At 60.0% G+C, this 13686-nt stretch carries 14 protein-coding genes; 3 read left to right on the top strand and 11 right to left on the bottom strand.

Going from position 1 to position 13686, the window contains the following annotated elements; genetic code table 11:
• Nucleotides 1-66: 66 nt before the first annotated feature.
• From rpoD to gmk, 9 genes are all read right to left on the bottom strand, one after another.
• Nucleotides 67-1998: an RNA polymerase sigma factor RpoD gene (gene rpoD, locus Q0P52_RS09220; RefSeq protein ID WP_293761017.1), complete on the bottom strand. Its 1932-nt coding sequence runs from the start codon at nt 1996-1998 to the stop codon at nt 67-69.
• 71 nt (nt 1999-2069) lie between these two features.
• Nucleotides 2070-3851, bottom strand: coding sequence for a DNA primase (gene dnaG, locus Q0P52_RS09215; RefSeq protein WP_293761014.1), 1782 nt, complete (start codon nt 3849-3851; stop codon nt 2070-2072).
• A 35-nt stretch (nt 3852-3886) separates the two neighbouring features.
• Complete coding sequence (locus Q0P52_RS09210) at nt 3887-4333, bottom strand: GatB/YqeY domain-containing protein (RefSeq protein ID WP_293761012.1); 447 nt, start codon at nt 4331-4333, stop codon at nt 3887-3889.
• A 108-nt stretch (nt 4334-4441) separates the two neighbouring features.
• Entirely contained in the window at nt 4442-4654 is a 213-nt protein-coding gene (gene rpsU / locus Q0P52_RS09205; RefSeq protein ID WP_059284939.1) for a 30S ribosomal protein S21, read from the bottom strand.
• Nucleotides 4655-4783: 129 nt separating this feature from the next.
• The gene (locus Q0P52_RS09200) at nt 4784-5578 is read right to left on the bottom strand and encodes a thiazole synthase (protein ID WP_293761484.1); all 795 of its coding nucleotides are present in this window, start codon (nt 5576-5578) and stop codon (nt 4784-4786) included.
• Nucleotides 5579-5600: 22 nt separating this feature from the next.
• Nucleotides 5601-5801, bottom strand: a complete 201-nt coding sequence (thiS, locus tag Q0P52_RS09195) for a sulfur carrier protein ThiS (protein ID WP_293761000.1) — start codon at nt 5799-5801, stop codon at nt 5601-5603.
• Between the two features lie 3 nt (nt 5802-5804).
• Nucleotides 5805-7961: a bifunctional (p)ppGpp synthetase/guanosine-3',5'-bis(diphosphate) 3'-pyrophosphohydrolase gene (locus Q0P52_RS09190; RefSeq protein WP_293761481.1), complete on the bottom strand. Its 2157-nt coding sequence runs from the start codon at nt 7959-7961 to the stop codon at nt 5805-5807.
• Nucleotides 7962-7984: 23 nt separating this feature from the next.
• The gene (gene rpoZ, locus Q0P52_RS09185; protein ID WP_293760997.1) at nt 7985-8191 is read right to left on the bottom strand and encodes a DNA-directed RNA polymerase subunit omega; all 207 of its coding nucleotides are present in this window, start codon (nt 8189-8191) and stop codon (nt 7985-7987) included.
• Between the two features lie 69 nt (nt 8192-8260).
• Complete coding sequence (gene gmk, locus Q0P52_RS09180; RefSeq protein ID WP_293760994.1) at nt 8261-8890, bottom strand: guanylate kinase; 630 nt, start codon at nt 8888-8890, stop codon at nt 8261-8263.
• 170 nt (nt 8891-9060) lie between these two features.
• Between gmk and Q0P52_RS09175 the strand changes: the two genes are divergently transcribed.
• On the top strand, nt 9061-10359 hold the full coding sequence (locus Q0P52_RS09175) for an NCS2 family permease (RefSeq protein ID WP_293760992.1): 1299 nt from the start codon (nt 9061-9063) through the stop codon (nt 10357-10359).
• A gap of 95 nt (nt 10360-10454) precedes the next feature.
• Nucleotides 10455-11012 carry an adenine phosphoribosyltransferase gene (locus Q0P52_RS09170; RefSeq protein WP_293760990.1) on the top strand — a complete coding sequence of 186 codons (558 nt, stop codon included), beginning with the start codon at nt 10455-10457 and terminating at the stop codon, nt 11010-11012.
• A 71-nt stretch (nt 11013-11083) separates the two neighbouring features.
• Here Q0P52_RS09170 and Q0P52_RS09165 read toward each other — a convergent pair whose 3' ends face one another.
• Entirely contained in the window at nt 11084-11914 is an 831-nt protein-coding gene (locus Q0P52_RS09165; RefSeq protein ID WP_293760987.1) for a DUF1700 domain-containing protein, read from the bottom strand.
• Entirely contained in the window at nt 11911-12249 is a 339-nt protein-coding gene (locus tag Q0P52_RS09160) for a PadR family transcriptional regulator (RefSeq protein ID WP_293760985.1), read from the bottom strand. The genes Q0P52_RS09165 and Q0P52_RS09160 overlap by 4 nt, the downstream gene beginning before the upstream one ends.
• Nucleotides 12250-12480: 231 nt before the next feature.
• Here Q0P52_RS09160 and Q0P52_RS09155 point away from each other — a divergent pair, with 231 nt between their 5' ends.
• Complete coding sequence (locus tag Q0P52_RS09155) at nt 12481-13527, top strand: patatin-like phospholipase family protein (RefSeq protein ID WP_293760982.1); 1047 nt, start codon at nt 12481-12483, stop codon at nt 13525-13527.
• Nucleotides 13528-13686 lie beyond the last annotated feature (159 nt).

Genomic DNA, 13686 nt, shown 5'->3' with positions numbered 1-13686 from the left:
TCAGAGTAAAAGAAAAATCCCCACACCGCAGGGCATGGGGATTTTATCGAATACCTCAGGCAAGAATTACTGGCCGCCCGGCTCGTTGTCGAGGAAGCTGCGCAGACGCTCCGAACGGGTCGGATGACGCAGTTTGCGCAGCGCCTTGGCTTCAATCTGACGAATACGCTCTCGCGTTACGTCAAACTGTTTGCCCACCTCTTCCAGCGTGTGGTCGGTGTTCATGTCGATGCCGAAGCGCATGCGCAACACCTTGGCCTCGCGCGGCGTGAGGGTGTCCAGCACTTCCTTGGTAGCATCCTTGAGGCTGGAGTACATCGCGGCATCGGACGGCGCCAGGTTGTTCTGGTCCTCGATGAAGTCGCCAAGATGGGAATCGTCGTCGTCGCCGATCGGGGTTTCCATGGAGATAGGCTCCTTGGAAATCTTCATGATCTTGCGAATCTTCTCTTCCGGCATTTCCATCTTTTCGGCCAACTCCGCCGGATCCGGCTCGCGACCGGTTTCCTGCAGGATCTGACGCGAAATGCGGTTCATCTTGTTGATGGTTTCGATCATGTGCACCGGGATACGGATGGTGCGGGCCTGGTCCGCGATGGAGCGGGTTATGGCCTGACGAATCCACCAGGTGGCGTAGGTCGAAAACTTGTAACCGCGACGGTATTCGAACTTGTCCACCGCCTTCATGAGGCCGATGTTGCCTTCCTGGATCAGATCGAGGAACTGCAGACCACGGTTGGTGTACTTCTTGGCGATGGAAATCACCAGGCGCAAGTTGGCCTCGATCATTTCCTTCTTGGCGCGACGGGCCTTGGATTCGCCCGCCGACATCTGGCGGTTGATCTCCTTCAGCTCCTTGATCGGCAGCATGGCGCGGTCCTGCAACTCGGACAGCTTGGTCTGCTTCTCAATGATCGCGTACTTGAAGCGGGTCAGCGCTTCGCTCCAGGCCTTGCCTGAAGCGATTTCGTCTTCCACCCAGGCGGTGTTGATTTCATTGCCCGGGAACACCTTGATGAAGTGAGCGCGGTCCATGCGGACGCGGCTGACACAGATGTCCTGAATATCGCGCTCGAAGGTGCGGATTTCGTTGACGCGGCGGCGCAGCGATTCGCACAAGGCTTCGATCTGGCGAGTGGCAAAGCGCACCATCATGAATTCGGTGGTGATGGCGTCCTGCAGTTCAAGGTATTCCTTGGACTTGGAACCGTGCTTGTCCAGCACCTTGACCATCTTGTCGAACATCATGCGAACGCCGGCGAAGTGCTCCAGCGCTTGCTGCTTGAGCTCTTCCAGATTGGCGTTGTTGGCCGCCTCGGCACTGCTGCCGTCGTCGTCCTCTTCTTCCTCTTCTTCCTCGTCGAGCAGCTCATCCTCGTCAACGGCAGGTTCGGCGAAGGGCAACGCCGCTTCTTCCGCATCGGCGTTGGGGTCGATGAAACCATCCACCACTTCATCAACGCGGATTTCTTCCTTGCCGATGCGCTCGATCAGCTCCAGCACTTCCGCCACCGTGCCCGGGCAGGCGGAGATGGCGAGGATCATGTGCTTGAGGCCGTCTTCGATGCGCTTGGCGATTTCGATTTCGCCTTCGCGTGTCAGCAGTTCAACCGAGCCCATTTCGCGCATGTACATGCGCACCGGGTCGGTTGTGCGGCCGAATTCGGAATCCACCGAGGAGAGTGCCGCTTCGGCTTCTTCCACGGCGTCTTCGTCCGCAACCGCCGGGGTGGCGTCGGACATCAGCAGGGTTTCGGCATCAGGTGCTTCGTCATACACCTGAATGCCCAGACCGGAAATCATCGTGATGATGTTTTCGATCTGTTCAGCATCGGATACGTCTTCCGGAAGGTGGTCGTTGATCTCCGCATAGGTGAGATAACCACGTTCTTTGCCAAGGGCGATGAGCTGGCGCAGGCGCTTGCGCTGTTCTTCCAGGCTCATGACGCCCTGTTGGGAGTCTTGTACGTCTTTCTGATTTTCGGGAGAGGCCGCCATTTCGCTTCCTGCTTAAAAAAGCCGAAAAAAACAGTTGATTATAACACAACCGCACCAGTCCTGCCCTGGCCTCAGTTCGAGGCGCCCAGCAGTTCCTTCAGCAGTTCCCTGAAAAGTGCCTTTTCCTCCGGCGTGAGTCCTTCCTGCCGGTCTTTCAGTTTTAGCCTCTCCAGTTGGGCTTCACGCAGCATTTTCATCAGCTTTTCATTGCCGTCCTGAAATTGCGTGCGATCGTCTTCGCCCGGATCGGCAAACTCGTCCTGGTCCTGCATCGCCTGTTGCAGGATGCTGTCGATCATGCCTTCGTATGGGGTGCCTCTAAGGCCCTCCAGCAGTTGCGCGGTATTCGGCGGCTGATCGTGCTCTTGCACGCTTTCGGCCAACATGGCGAAGCAGGCCAGTTCGTCGGACAGCGGCACGCTGTCCGGCAGCCGCACATCGCCCGCCCACGCCGGATTCATCAGCAGCCATTTGATTTGCTTGCGGATGATGGGGGTATGGATCTGGCGGTGCGACTCCTCCGGCAAGCGATACTCACGCTTGCCCTTGCGTTCCGGTCTGGGCTTTCCGGTTGTCAGCATGTCGAATTCGTCGACGTCAATGCCGGCCAGTTCGGCCAGCCGTTTCCTGATGATGAAGCCCAGCGCCGGAGCGGCAATCTGTGCCAGAAGCGGCGAAGCCTGACGAATGAGGTCGGCCCGCCCTTCCGGGGTATTCATGTCAACGCGGCCAGTCAGCTCGCGGGTAAAGTAGGCGGACAGCGGCAGGCTCTGCTCTTCGAGCAGCTTTTCAAATGCCTCCGCGCCGAATTCGCGCACATAGCTGTCCGGATCGTGCTCGCTTGGCAGGAACAGGAAGTTCAGCGACTTGCCGTCCTGCAGCTGCGGCAGGCTGTTTTCCAGCGCCCGCCAAGCCGCCTTGCGGCCGGCGTTGTCGCCGTCAAAGCAGTAGTACACCTGGTCGGCATGACGCAGCAGCTTGCGCACGTGATCGCCAGTGGTGGCCGTGCCCAGGGTGGCGACTGCGTAGGCAATGCCGTATTGCGACAGCGCCACCACATCCATATAGCCCTCCACGACCAGCACGCGGTTTTTTTCGCGTATGCTCTGTCGCGCTTCATACAGCCCGTAAAGCTCGCGGCCTTTTTCAAATAGCGGCGTTTCCGGCGAGTTCAAGTATTTGGGCTCGCCCTTGCCCATCACCCGGCCGCCAAAGCCGATGATGGCACCCCGCTGGTTGCGGATGGGAAACATCACGCGATCGCGGAAGCGGTCGTAGCGTTGGCCCTTTTCTTCGTTGACGATCACCAAGCCGGCATCCGCCAGCTTGTCGTCCTGATACTGCGGAAACACGGCCTGCAGGTTCTGCCAGTCACCGGGGGCATAACCCAGCCCGAAACGTGCGGCCACCTCGCCGGTTACGCCCCGCCCTTTCAAGTAAGCAATGGCGTTGGGCGCGGACTTGAGCTGTTGCTTGTAATAACCGGCAGCCAACTGCATGGCCTCTTCCAGCGACATCTGGCGCTCTCGCGCTTTGCGGCTGGCTTCGGGATTGGCCACCTTTTCTTGCGGCACCTGCATGCCGATGCCTTCGGCCAACAGGCGCACGGCATCGACGAAACCCAGCCCCTGGTACTCCATCACAAAACCGATGGCGGAACCGTGCGCGCCACAACCAAAGCAGTGGTAGAACTGCTTGGACGGGCTGACCGTGAAGGAGGGGGATTTTTCTTTGTGAAACGGGCAGCAGGCCAAATAGTTCTGGCCCGCCTTTTTCAGCGGGACGTAACGATCCACCACGTCGACAATATCGACGCGGGACAACAACTGATCAACAAAGTCCTGCGGAATCAATTCGCATTACCTGCCGGCAAAGCCGGCCAGCGTCATCAGGCCGACAGTTTGGCCTTGATGCGGGCGGACACCACGCCCATATCGGCGCGCCCAGCCAGCTGCGGACGCAGCAGACCCATGACCTTGCCCATATCCTGCATCGACGCGGCGCCGGAATCGGTCACAGCCTTGGCTACCAGCTCGTCGATTTCGGCTTCGGACAATTGCTGCGGCATATAAGCCATCAGCACAACCATTTCGGCCTTCTCTTTGTCGGCCAGATCCTGGCGCTGAGCGGCTTCATACTGGGTAATCGAGTCGCGTCGTTGCTTCAACATCTTGTCGATCACGGACACCACGCCGGCGTCATCCAGCTCGATGCGCTCATCCACTTCTTTTTGCTTCAGCGCGGCCAGCAACAGACGAATGGCGGCCAGACGCTCGGTTTCCTTCGCCTTCATGGCGGACTTCATGTCTTCGGTGATGCGGGCTTTGAGGCTCATGTCGTGCTCACGAGGATGCCGCCGGAATGGCGACAGAGGAAAATCGGGGAGTACAAATGGCAAAACCGCAGGCATGGCCTGCGGTCCTGCTTGTAGCCGGGAGAACTCTTAGAAGAGTTTCGGCGGCAGCATCTGGCTGCGGATGCGCTTGTAGTGGCGCTTAACGGCAGCAGCGTGCTTGCGCTTGCGTTCGGTGGTCGGCTTCTCGTAGAACTCGCGAGCGCGCAGTTCGGTCAGCAGGCCAGTCTTTTCAACAGCGCGCTTGAAGCGGCGCATGGCGACTTCGAACGGCTCGTTTTCTTTAACGCGAATGTTCGGCATTGAATCAAGTATCCTTAGTTTCGTAAGCAGGGACGCAGCCTTGCCTATAAAAAACGGCATTTTAACAAGGTTGCGCGAATTGGAAAAGCGTAAAGCGTTCCCGGCAAGGTTTTTGTGGCGCTTTGCGCATCACAGCTTGCGGGAAGAAATCACCCCCTCACTTGGAGAACTAGGTACGGCACTATAAAAACGTTTCGGCATCCGCCCCGCCCGGAAGGCGGCGCGGCCTGCTTCTACAGCCAGTTTCATGGCGCTGGCCATGAGCACCGGTTCGCCAGCTGCGGCGATCGCGGTATTCATCAGCACGCCATCGCAGCCCAGCTCCATGGCGACAGCCGCATCGGATGCGGTACCGACGCCGGCATCCACCAGCACGGGGACGCTGGACTGCTCGATGATCAGTTTCAGATTCCACGGATTGAGAATCCCCATGCCCGAGCCGATGAGGCTGGCCAGCGGCATGATGGCGCAGCAACCGATTTGCTCCAGCTCGCGCGCAATGATGGGATCGTCCGATGTGTACACCATGACGTCGAAGCCCTCGGCCACCAGCACTTCGGCGGCTTTCAGCGTTTCCTTCACATTGGGAAACAGGGATTGCGAGTCGCCCAGCACTTCCAGCTTGACCAGGCGATGGTCGTCCAGCAGCTCGCGCGCGAGGCGCAAGGTGCGAATGGCGTCTTCGGCGGAATAACAGCCCGCCGTATTGGGGAGCAGAGTGTAGCGGTTTTTCGGCAGAAAATCGAGCAGATTGGGCTCGCCCGCATTCTGCCCCAGATTCACGCGGCGAATGGCGACCGTGACGATATCGCAGCCGGAAGCGTCCAGCGCCTCGGCGGTTTGCTGAAAATCACGGTATTTGCCCGTACCCACCAGCAAACGCGAGTTGTACGCCTTGCCGGCGATGACCAGTTGATCCTGCACCTTCTCTCTCCCCACCGAGCGCTCAGCCTCCGCCAACCGCCACCACGATTTCAAGCACATCCCCTTCGGCCAACATGGCGGTGCCATGCAGACTGCGGGGCACTATCTCTCCATTGCGCTCCACGGCGACGCGCTTGCCAGTCAGCTCGAGCGCCGTCACCAGATCAGACACCGTACGCAAGGAGGCGAACTCGCGCTCCTCGCCATTGATGCTAAGACGCATCGTCTATCTCCTCTCGGCGCGCTGCACCACCACCAGGTTTTGCACCTCGCCCAGCACTTTTTCCAGATGCGCAACGCTCTCCACCTGCAGGCGGAAATGAATGTGGATGAAGCCATCGCCCACGTGCGTGTCTTGCGTATCGACACTTTCGATGTTGGCCGAAGCCTGGGAGATGGCGGCGGCAATGTCGGCGAGCGCGCCGCGCTCATTACGCGCCAGCACACTGACCGCCACGCCATACATGCGATCGCGCTGGGTCTCCCAGTTCACATCCAGCAACTTGTCGTGATCAACCCGCTGCACATTAGGGCAGCCCACGCGATGAATCACCAAGCCCTGCCCCTTGGTGATGACACCCAGAATGTCGTCGCCAGGCAAGGGATTGCAACAGTTGGAAAGTTGCACGGTGCCGCCTTCGTTGCCGCGAATCACCACCGGCCCCACTCGCACCTCTTCGCCCAGTCGCTCGCCGGCCAGCTCAACCAAGCGGCGCGCCACCGCGATGGGCAGCAGCTTGCCGGCGCCAATATCAGCCAGCACCTCCTGGAAGGAGGTCAGCTTCTCGCCATAATGCGCAAGGTATTCAACACGCAGATCGTCATCCAGCACCAGCGGGGATACCGCCAGAGCGCCCACCGCTTGCCGCAGCAGCTTGTCGCCGAGCGCGGCAGCCTCTTCGCGCTGCAGACTCTTCAGGTAGTTGCGGATGCCGGAGCGGGCGCGACCGCTCTGGACGAAAGTCAGCCAAGATGGATTGGGCTTGGCCTGGGTGGAGGTGATGACCTCTACGGTATCGCCATTGCGCAGCACCGTGCGCAGCGGCATCAGCACATGATTGACGCGCGCGGCAATGCAGCGATGCCCCACATCGGTATGCACGGCATAGGCAAAATCCACCGGTGTGGAGCCTTGCGGCAACACCATGATCTTGCCCTTGGGCGTAAAGACGTAAACCTCGTCCGGAAACAGGTCGATCTTGATGTGCTCGAGGAATTCGACGGCGTCGTCGCTTTCCTCCTGCATGTCCAGAATGCTCTGCAGCCACTGGTGCGTGCGCTGCTGGGCCGTATTGATGCCGGCGTCGCCGCTCTTGTACATCCAGTGCGAAGCCACGCCCACTTCCGCTACGCCGTTCATTTCACGCGTGCGAATCTGCATTTCCACCGGCGTGCCGTAGGGGCCGAACAGGGTTGTATGCAGACTCTGGTAGCCATTGCCCTTGGGAATGGCGATGTAATCCTTGAACTTGCCCGGAATGGGCTTGTAGAGGCTGTGCAGGGCGCCCAGCGCGAGATAGCAACTGGGAATGTCGTTGACCACGACGCGGAAGCCGTAGATATCCAGCACCTCGGAAAAAGACAGATGCTTTTCCTGCATCTTCTTGTAGATGCTGTAGAGGTTTTTCTCGCGCCCCTTGATGGTGGCTTCGATATTGCTTTCCACCAGACGCTGGCTGACCGACTTGAGAATCTTGTCCACTACCTCGCGCCGATTGCCGCGCGCGGCGCGCACTGCTTTTGACAGCACGTTGTAGCGATGCGGATGCAGGTGCTTGAAAGCCAGATCCTGCAACTCGCGATAAACCTTGTTCTGACCGATGCGATTGGCGATGGGCGCGTAGATTTCCAGCGTTTCCAGCGCGATGCGCTGGCGCTTGTCTTCCCGCATGGAATCCAGCGTGCGCATGTTGTGCAGCCGGTCCGCCAGCTTGACCAGGATGACGCGGACGTCGCGCGCCATGGCCAGCACCATCTTGCGGAAATTCTCCGCCTGGGCCGTTTCCTTGGTCTGGTACTCCAGTCGCTCAAGCTTGGACAGGCCGTCAACCAGATCGGCCACCACCTTGCCGAACTTTTCCGCCAGCGTGGGCTTGGTGACGCCGGTGTCTTCCAGCACGTCGTGCAGCAAAGCGGCACACAGGCCCTGCACGTCCAGCCGCCAGTCCGTCAGCATGGTGGCCACCGCCAGCGGGTGCGTGATGTAGGGCTCCCCGCTCTTGCGGGTTTGCCCTTCATGCGCCTCCCGGCTGACCTGAAAGGCCTGCCTCAGCAGCTGAACGTCTTCCGGCCTGAGGTAACGCCCTGCGGCGTCGAAGAAGGCCGCGGCCTCCTGCTCGATCATGGCGTCGTAATCGACCGCCGGTTCGCTCCCGGTCTCCATGCGCACCCAGCTCGCCGCGACGATCAGTTTTTGTTGCGGCTCAGGATTTCCTTGCCGACATGGCCGGCTGCGATTTCGCGCAGCGCCACGACGGTGGGCTTGTGACGGCCGGCATCCACAAAGGAGGTAGCGCCAGAGGCCACTTGACGGGCGCGGTAAGCCGCTGCCAGGGTCAGGTCGAAACGGTTCTGGATGCGATCCAGGCAATCATCAACGGTAATACGGGCCATGTTGCTCTTTCGTGAAATGCGTTAACTGCGGAAAACTATATCGGATTTGCGCCGATCCACCAACCGGGCTCACCCCTGACGGGTGCCCATGCGCCCCAACTGGGAAGCCAGCCGGGCTTGCTGCACGACCGCCCGCAGGCGACGCGCGCGAAAAATGCTGATCAGGTCAACGCGAGCGCGTTCGAAGTCGTCGTTCACCACGATGTAGTCGTACTCGCCGATGCGATCGATCTCCGAGCGGGCCGACGCCAGACGACGCAGGATCACTTCTTCGGTATCGGTGCCGCGACCGCGCAGACGTCGCTCCAGTTCTTCAATGGACGGCGGCAGGATGAAAATGCCGACCGCGTCCGGAAATACCTTGCGCACCTGATCCGCGCCCTGCCAGTCGATTTCCAGCAAGATATCGCGACCTTCGGCCAACCTCGATTGCAACCAGCGCACGCTGGTGCCGTAGTAGTTGCCGTACACCTCGGCGTACTCGAGGAAGTCGCCGCGATCAATCATGGCCTTGAATTCTTCCTGGCCGATGAAGTGATAATGCTTGCCGTCCACTTCACCGGTTCTGGCCGGGCGAGTGGTGTAGGAAACCGACAGCTCCACGGTGGATTCAGCTTGCAGCAGCGCCGTCACCAGCGAGGTTTTGCCGGCGCCGGAAGGGGCGACGACGATGTAGATATTGCCGACTGCCTTGCTCATCGAGCGGGCTCCTGCCTGATCAAGAGTAATTTTTCAGGATATCACAGAAGGTAGTTCCGGTTAATACCAAAGATATCTTCATGTCAAGATTTAGGTATTTAGCTTCACGCCGAAGTAAAATCTTGCGTTTTTCCAATACACAGATAACAAAGGCTCGGAGCTCAATACTCATGCAAATACTGGAAAGCTTTTTCAAGCTGAGGGAACACGGCACATCGGTCAAGACCGAAGTGATCGCCGGCTTCACCACCTTCCTGACCATGGCCTATATCGTGCTGGTCAACCCGCTGATCCTGTCCGCCACCGGCATGGACCTGAACGCGGTATTCGTGGCCACCTGCCTGGCCGCCGCACTGGGCACCGCCATCATGGGCCTGGTCGCCAACTATCCTATTGCGCTGGCCCCCGGCATGGGCTTGAACGCCTACTTCACCTTCAGCGTGGTCAAGGGCATGGGCATTCCCTGGCAAGCCGCGCTGGGCGCCGTGTTCATCTCCGGCATCGTCTTTCTGATCGTCAGCCTGTTCAAGGTGCGCGAAGCCATCGTCAATGCCATTCCGCGCTCGCTGAAGTTTGCCATTTCCGCCGGCGTCGGCATGTTCCTCGCCATCATCGCGCTGAAGAACGCCGGCGTGATCGCGCCGCATCCGGCCACCTACCTGACGCTGGGCGACATGCACAACCCGACCACGCTGCTGGCCATTCTGGGCTTCTTCGTGATCGTGGCGCTGGAATATCGCCGCGTGCCGGGCTCCATCATCATCGGCATCCTGATTGTGACCGTGCTGTCCATCCTGATGGGTCTGTCCAAGTTCGAGGGTATTTTCGCCCCTGTGCCGAGCATGGCCCCCACCTACATGGCCATGGACATCCATAGCGCCCTGAACGCCGGCCTGATCGGTGTGATCTTCGTATTCTTCTTTGTCGACCTGTTCGACACCACCGGCACCCTGGTGGGTGTATCGCACCGCGCCGGCCTGCTGGACAAGGACGGCAAACTGCCGCGCCTGAAGCGCGCCCTGCTGGCCGACTCCGTCGCCATTACCGCCGGCGCCGTGATGGGCACCTCCTCCACCACCGCTTACATCGAATCCGCCGCCGGCACCGCCGTGGGCGGTCGTACTGGTCTGACCGCCATTGTGGTGGCAGCGCTGTTCCTGGCTTGCCTGTGGATTTCCCCGCTGGCCAAAACCGTACCGGCATACGCGACGGCGCCGGCGCTGTGTTATGTCGCCGTACTGATGGCGCGCGGCCTGGCCGAGATCGAGTGGAACGACCTGACCGAATCCGCGCCGGCTGTGATGACCGCGCTGGCCATGCCGTTCACCTTCTCCATTGCCGACGGCATCGCTTTCGGCTTCATCAGCTACGCCGTGATCAAAATTCTGGCCGGTCGCTTCGCCGATCTGAAGCCGGCCGTGGTCGTCATCGCCGCGCTGTGGATCTTCAAACTGGCTTTCTTCGCCTGATCGCCGGATAATACGAAGGACCCGAGGGCCTGCCGCATTGCGCGGCGGGCCTTTTTCCTGTTGGCAAGCGCCCTTTCCGGGACACGATTCATACCATGGAAAACCTGAGCAATCTCGACTACTCCAGCTATCTCAAAGGCTGGATCCGCACCGTGCCGAACTGGCCCAGCCAGGGCGTGATGTTCCGCGACATCACCCCTCTGCTGCAGAATCCGAAAACTTTCCGCATGCTGATCGACATCTATGTGCATCGCTACATGTCGGAAAAGGTGGATCTGATCGCCGGCCTGGACGCGCGCGGCTTCATCATTGGCTCCGTACTGGCCTACGAGCTGAACGTCGGCTTCGTGCCCATCCGCAAGAAAGGCAAGCTGCCCTTCACCACGGTGGCGGAAGAATACGAACTGGAATACGGCAACGCCACGGTGGAAATGCACACCGACGCCTGCAAGCAGGGCGACCGCGTGATTCTGATCGATGATCTGGTGGCCACCGGCGGCACCATGATGGCCGGCTACAAGCTGCTGAAGAAACTGGGGGCGGATGTGCTGGAAGCCGCCGCCATCATCGAACTGCCCGAACTGGGCGGCGGCAAGCTGATTCGCGACAGCGGACTCGACGTCTTTACCGTCTGCTCCTACGACGGGCACTGAGTCTCCGCACGCCGTCGCTGAACAAAAGACGGACCCATCAAGGGTCCGTTTTTCATGGTTGGCCGAAGGCATCAGGACTCCGTCCGCCTGGCCCTGTCCAGCAAGCCCAGCTGGTAGCGCCCATAAGACATCAGGCCGCGCCAGGTCCAGCGCGCCAGCAAGTAGCACAAGAACAGGCCGCCGCCGCCCAGCATCATCAAGACGATGCCGGTAGCCAACATACCCTTGCGGCTGACGCCCCAGCCGATGCCGTCAATATCCACGCTCCCCTTGTCGTCCTCGATGCGCAACCGGCCCACGGCGTCACTGGCGCCGCGCTCCAGGCTGATCGAGCCATCGCTGGAGAGAATATGGATGCTGGCGCGACCGCTGGATGCATCACGCAGCACTTCCACCTTCTCGCCGCCGTCGCCGTTGATATGGATGTTGGCCGAAGGCCCGCCCTCTTCAAGCGCCGACCATACCGCCCGCACATCCCGGCCTTCGTGAATGGCCGGCCAGCCAAACAGCTCATTGCAAACCAGCGTGCCGAATACCACGACGCCGCCAATCAGGATGCCCGTGGACGCCAGAGCGGCCATGGTGAGCATCCATAGGTAGAACATGAAGGGGATGGCCAGCAGAAAGTTGAGAAAACCCAGCCCGGCAATGGCGCCGACTACGGCGAACAAGTTGCCGAAGCTTTTGCGGCTTTCCCATTGCTGAATGTGATGGCGCGCGGCCAGCTCTCGCGCCAGCTGACGCGGGTCGCCCAGCCCCGCCGCAATATCGGCCTCGCTGCGCCCCGCTTCCGCGCCATCACGGAAATACTCGCGATAGTCGTCGAGAATTTCCTGACGCTCGCGCTCCGGCAAACGGGACAAGGCCTCCTGCAACTGACGGATGAATTCCTGCTCGCTCATGACGACTCTCCTTCTGCGGCGCCGGCCGCCAGGCCCAGCACACCGTTCACTTCATTGACGAATTCCCGCCACTCGCGTTGCATCCAGGCCAGCTGTCGCCGGCCCTCCTCGGTGAGGGTGTAGTACTTGCGGGACGGCCCGCTGGCCGACTCCACCAGATAAGTGGAGACCCAGGCTTCCGCCTGCAGGCGGCGCATCAGCGGATACATGGTCCCTTCGCTGACTTCCATGGTGCGCGACAGGATGCCCACCAACTCGTAGGCGTAACTGTCGCCAGCGGCCAGCGCCGCCAGTACGCACATGTCCAGCGTGCCTTTTTTCAATTGTGTTTTCATTGATCGGCTCCCCCTCTACCTTGCATTGCACGATAGATGATCGCATGCCGGAGAGGACAAGGCTCATGGTAGCGCTCAATACCTTGCTTTGCAAGGTACATGGTAAAACCACGTAGTCAGCATCAACGAAAACGTACCTCAAAATTCAGAAATTTCGTAACTATAAGCACTATATTTCTGATTCATGCGGCATAATTCACCCAAATAAAACCATGTGAAGGTTGGCCGAAGATGGCGAAAAAGAAAAAAACGCTAGCGCTGGTACTGGGAGGGGGCGCACCCAACGCCACGCTGATGGCGGGTACGCTGGTGGCCTTCATCGAAGCGGGCGTGCAATTCGACATCATTTCCACCTCGGGCGCCGGTGCCATTGTCGGCCTGCTCTATACCGTTCCCAAGCAGGGCGACGCCCGCGCTGCGCTCAGCCGTCTCGCCGACATGGGCGTGGCCGATGCGATTTACCGGCAGTTTCCGGTCAACTTCAAGGTATTCAACAAACCAGGCTGGCTGGCTGACGGCTGGCGGCAGTGGCAGCGCGCCAACCCGCTGTTGCAGGCCATACAAGCCCAGGCCAACCAGGGGCCGCTGCAACGGTTGGCGGCGGACTGGATGTCGCTGACCATGGCCACGCTCTGCCCCAGCGACCTGTCGGCGCAAAGTACTGGCCTGTGCGCCCACGTGCCTTTCATCGAGGATATCGTCGATTTCAAGGCGCTGCGTGAAATTGCCCCGCGCTTCTATCTGAACGCCTACAACCTCAGCCGGAAACGCATGGATTGCTGGGGCAAGGACACTATCAGCCATGCGCATTTTCTGGCGGCGCTATCCTTTCCCTTCATTTATCCGCCCTATCTGTTGGACGGCGACTACTACATCGAAGGCGCCGCCATCGACACGCTCAACTTCAAGCGGCTGTTTCAGGATCACCCCCACATCGATACGACAGTGGTGTTCGATGTGCTCGGCAGCGAGCACCTGCTGCATCCGCCCCGCGATCTCTACGACGCTTGGGTACAGTCCATCATCACGCCGCTGACGGAGATAGCCCGTGATGATCTAAAGCTGTTTGAAGCGCTGCACAACAAGGATGCGGCCGGCAAACCGCGCACCAGCGTGCTGCGCGTGCCTTATGATCGCTTCATCCCGCCGGAACGGCGCGAGGAAGAGCTGGACTGGTCTTACTCCAATCTCTCAGGCCTGTATCGGGCAGGCTATGCCGCCGGCCAGTATCTGTGCCGGGAGCATGCGGCGGAGCTGGGTTTGCACCAGGCGGACTGAGTGCGCCGCACAGGAGGTGCTGGCAAGCCTGTCCTGCCTTCGGCAAACGCAACAAGGGCCGCCCTGGGGCGGCCCTTGCCATTCACACTGCGCAACCCGTCCCTCTGGACAGGTCGCTCACTACCGCATCAATACCACTCGATGCCGGTTTTCTCCGTG

Origin of the sequence: uncultured Aquitalea sp. (assembly GCF_945957525.1) — a bacterium.
Classification (GTDB): domain Bacteria; phylum Pseudomonadota; class Gammaproteobacteria; order Burkholderiales; family Chromobacteriaceae; genus Aquitalea.
Note: the sequence above shows the minus strand (reverse complement) of the source record. Positions and strands in the feature narration are given on the sequence as shown.

What these genes read in the sequence shown, in the direction of transcription:
- rpoD (WP_293761017.1), bottom strand. Translation starts at nt 1,998, where the DNA reads ATGGCGGCCTCTCCCGAAAATCAGAAAGACGTACAAGACTCCCAACAG.
- Q0P52_RS09210 (WP_293761012.1), bottom strand. Translation starts at nt 4,333, where the DNA reads ATGAGCCTCAAAGCCCGCATCACCGAAGACATGAAGTCCGCCATGAAG.
- rpsU (WP_059284939.1), bottom strand. Translation starts at nt 4,654, where the DNA reads ATGCCGAACATTCGCGTTAAAGAAAACGAGCCGTTCGAAGTCGCCATG.
- thiS (WP_293761000.1), bottom strand. Translation starts at nt 5,801, where the DNA reads ATGCGTCTTAGCATCAATGGCGAGGAGCGCGAGTTCGCCTCCTTGCGT.
- Q0P52_RS09190 (WP_293761481.1), bottom strand. Translation starts at nt 7,961, where the DNA reads ATGGAGACCGGGAGCGAACCGGCGGTCGATTACGACGCCATGATCGAG.
- rpoZ (WP_293760997.1), bottom strand. Translation starts at nt 8,191, where the DNA reads ATGGCCCGTATTACCGTTGATGATTGCCTGGATCGCATCCAGAACCGT.
- gmk (WP_293760994.1), bottom strand. Translation starts at nt 8,890, where the DNA reads ATGAGCAAGGCAGTCGGCAATATCTACATCGTCGTCGCCCCTTCCGGC.
- Q0P52_RS09175 (WP_293760992.1), top strand. Translation starts at nt 9,061, where the DNA reads ATGCAAATACTGGAAAGCTTTTTCAAGCTGAGGGAACACGGCACATCG.
- Q0P52_RS09170 (WP_293760990.1), top strand. Translation starts at nt 10,455, where the DNA reads ATGGAAAACCTGAGCAATCTCGACTACTCCAGCTATCTCAAAGGCTGG.
- Q0P52_RS09165 (WP_293760987.1), bottom strand. Translation starts at nt 11,914, where the DNA reads ATGAGCGAGCAGGAATTCATCCGTCAGTTGCAGGAGGCCTTGTCCCGT.
- Q0P52_RS09160 (WP_293760985.1), bottom strand. Translation starts at nt 12,249, where the DNA reads ATGAAAACACAATTGAAAAAAGGCACGCTGGACATGTGCGTACTGGCG.
- Q0P52_RS09155 (WP_293760982.1), top strand. Translation starts at nt 12,481, where the DNA reads ATGGCGAAAAAGAAAAAAACGCTAGCGCTGGTACTGGGAGGGGGCGCA.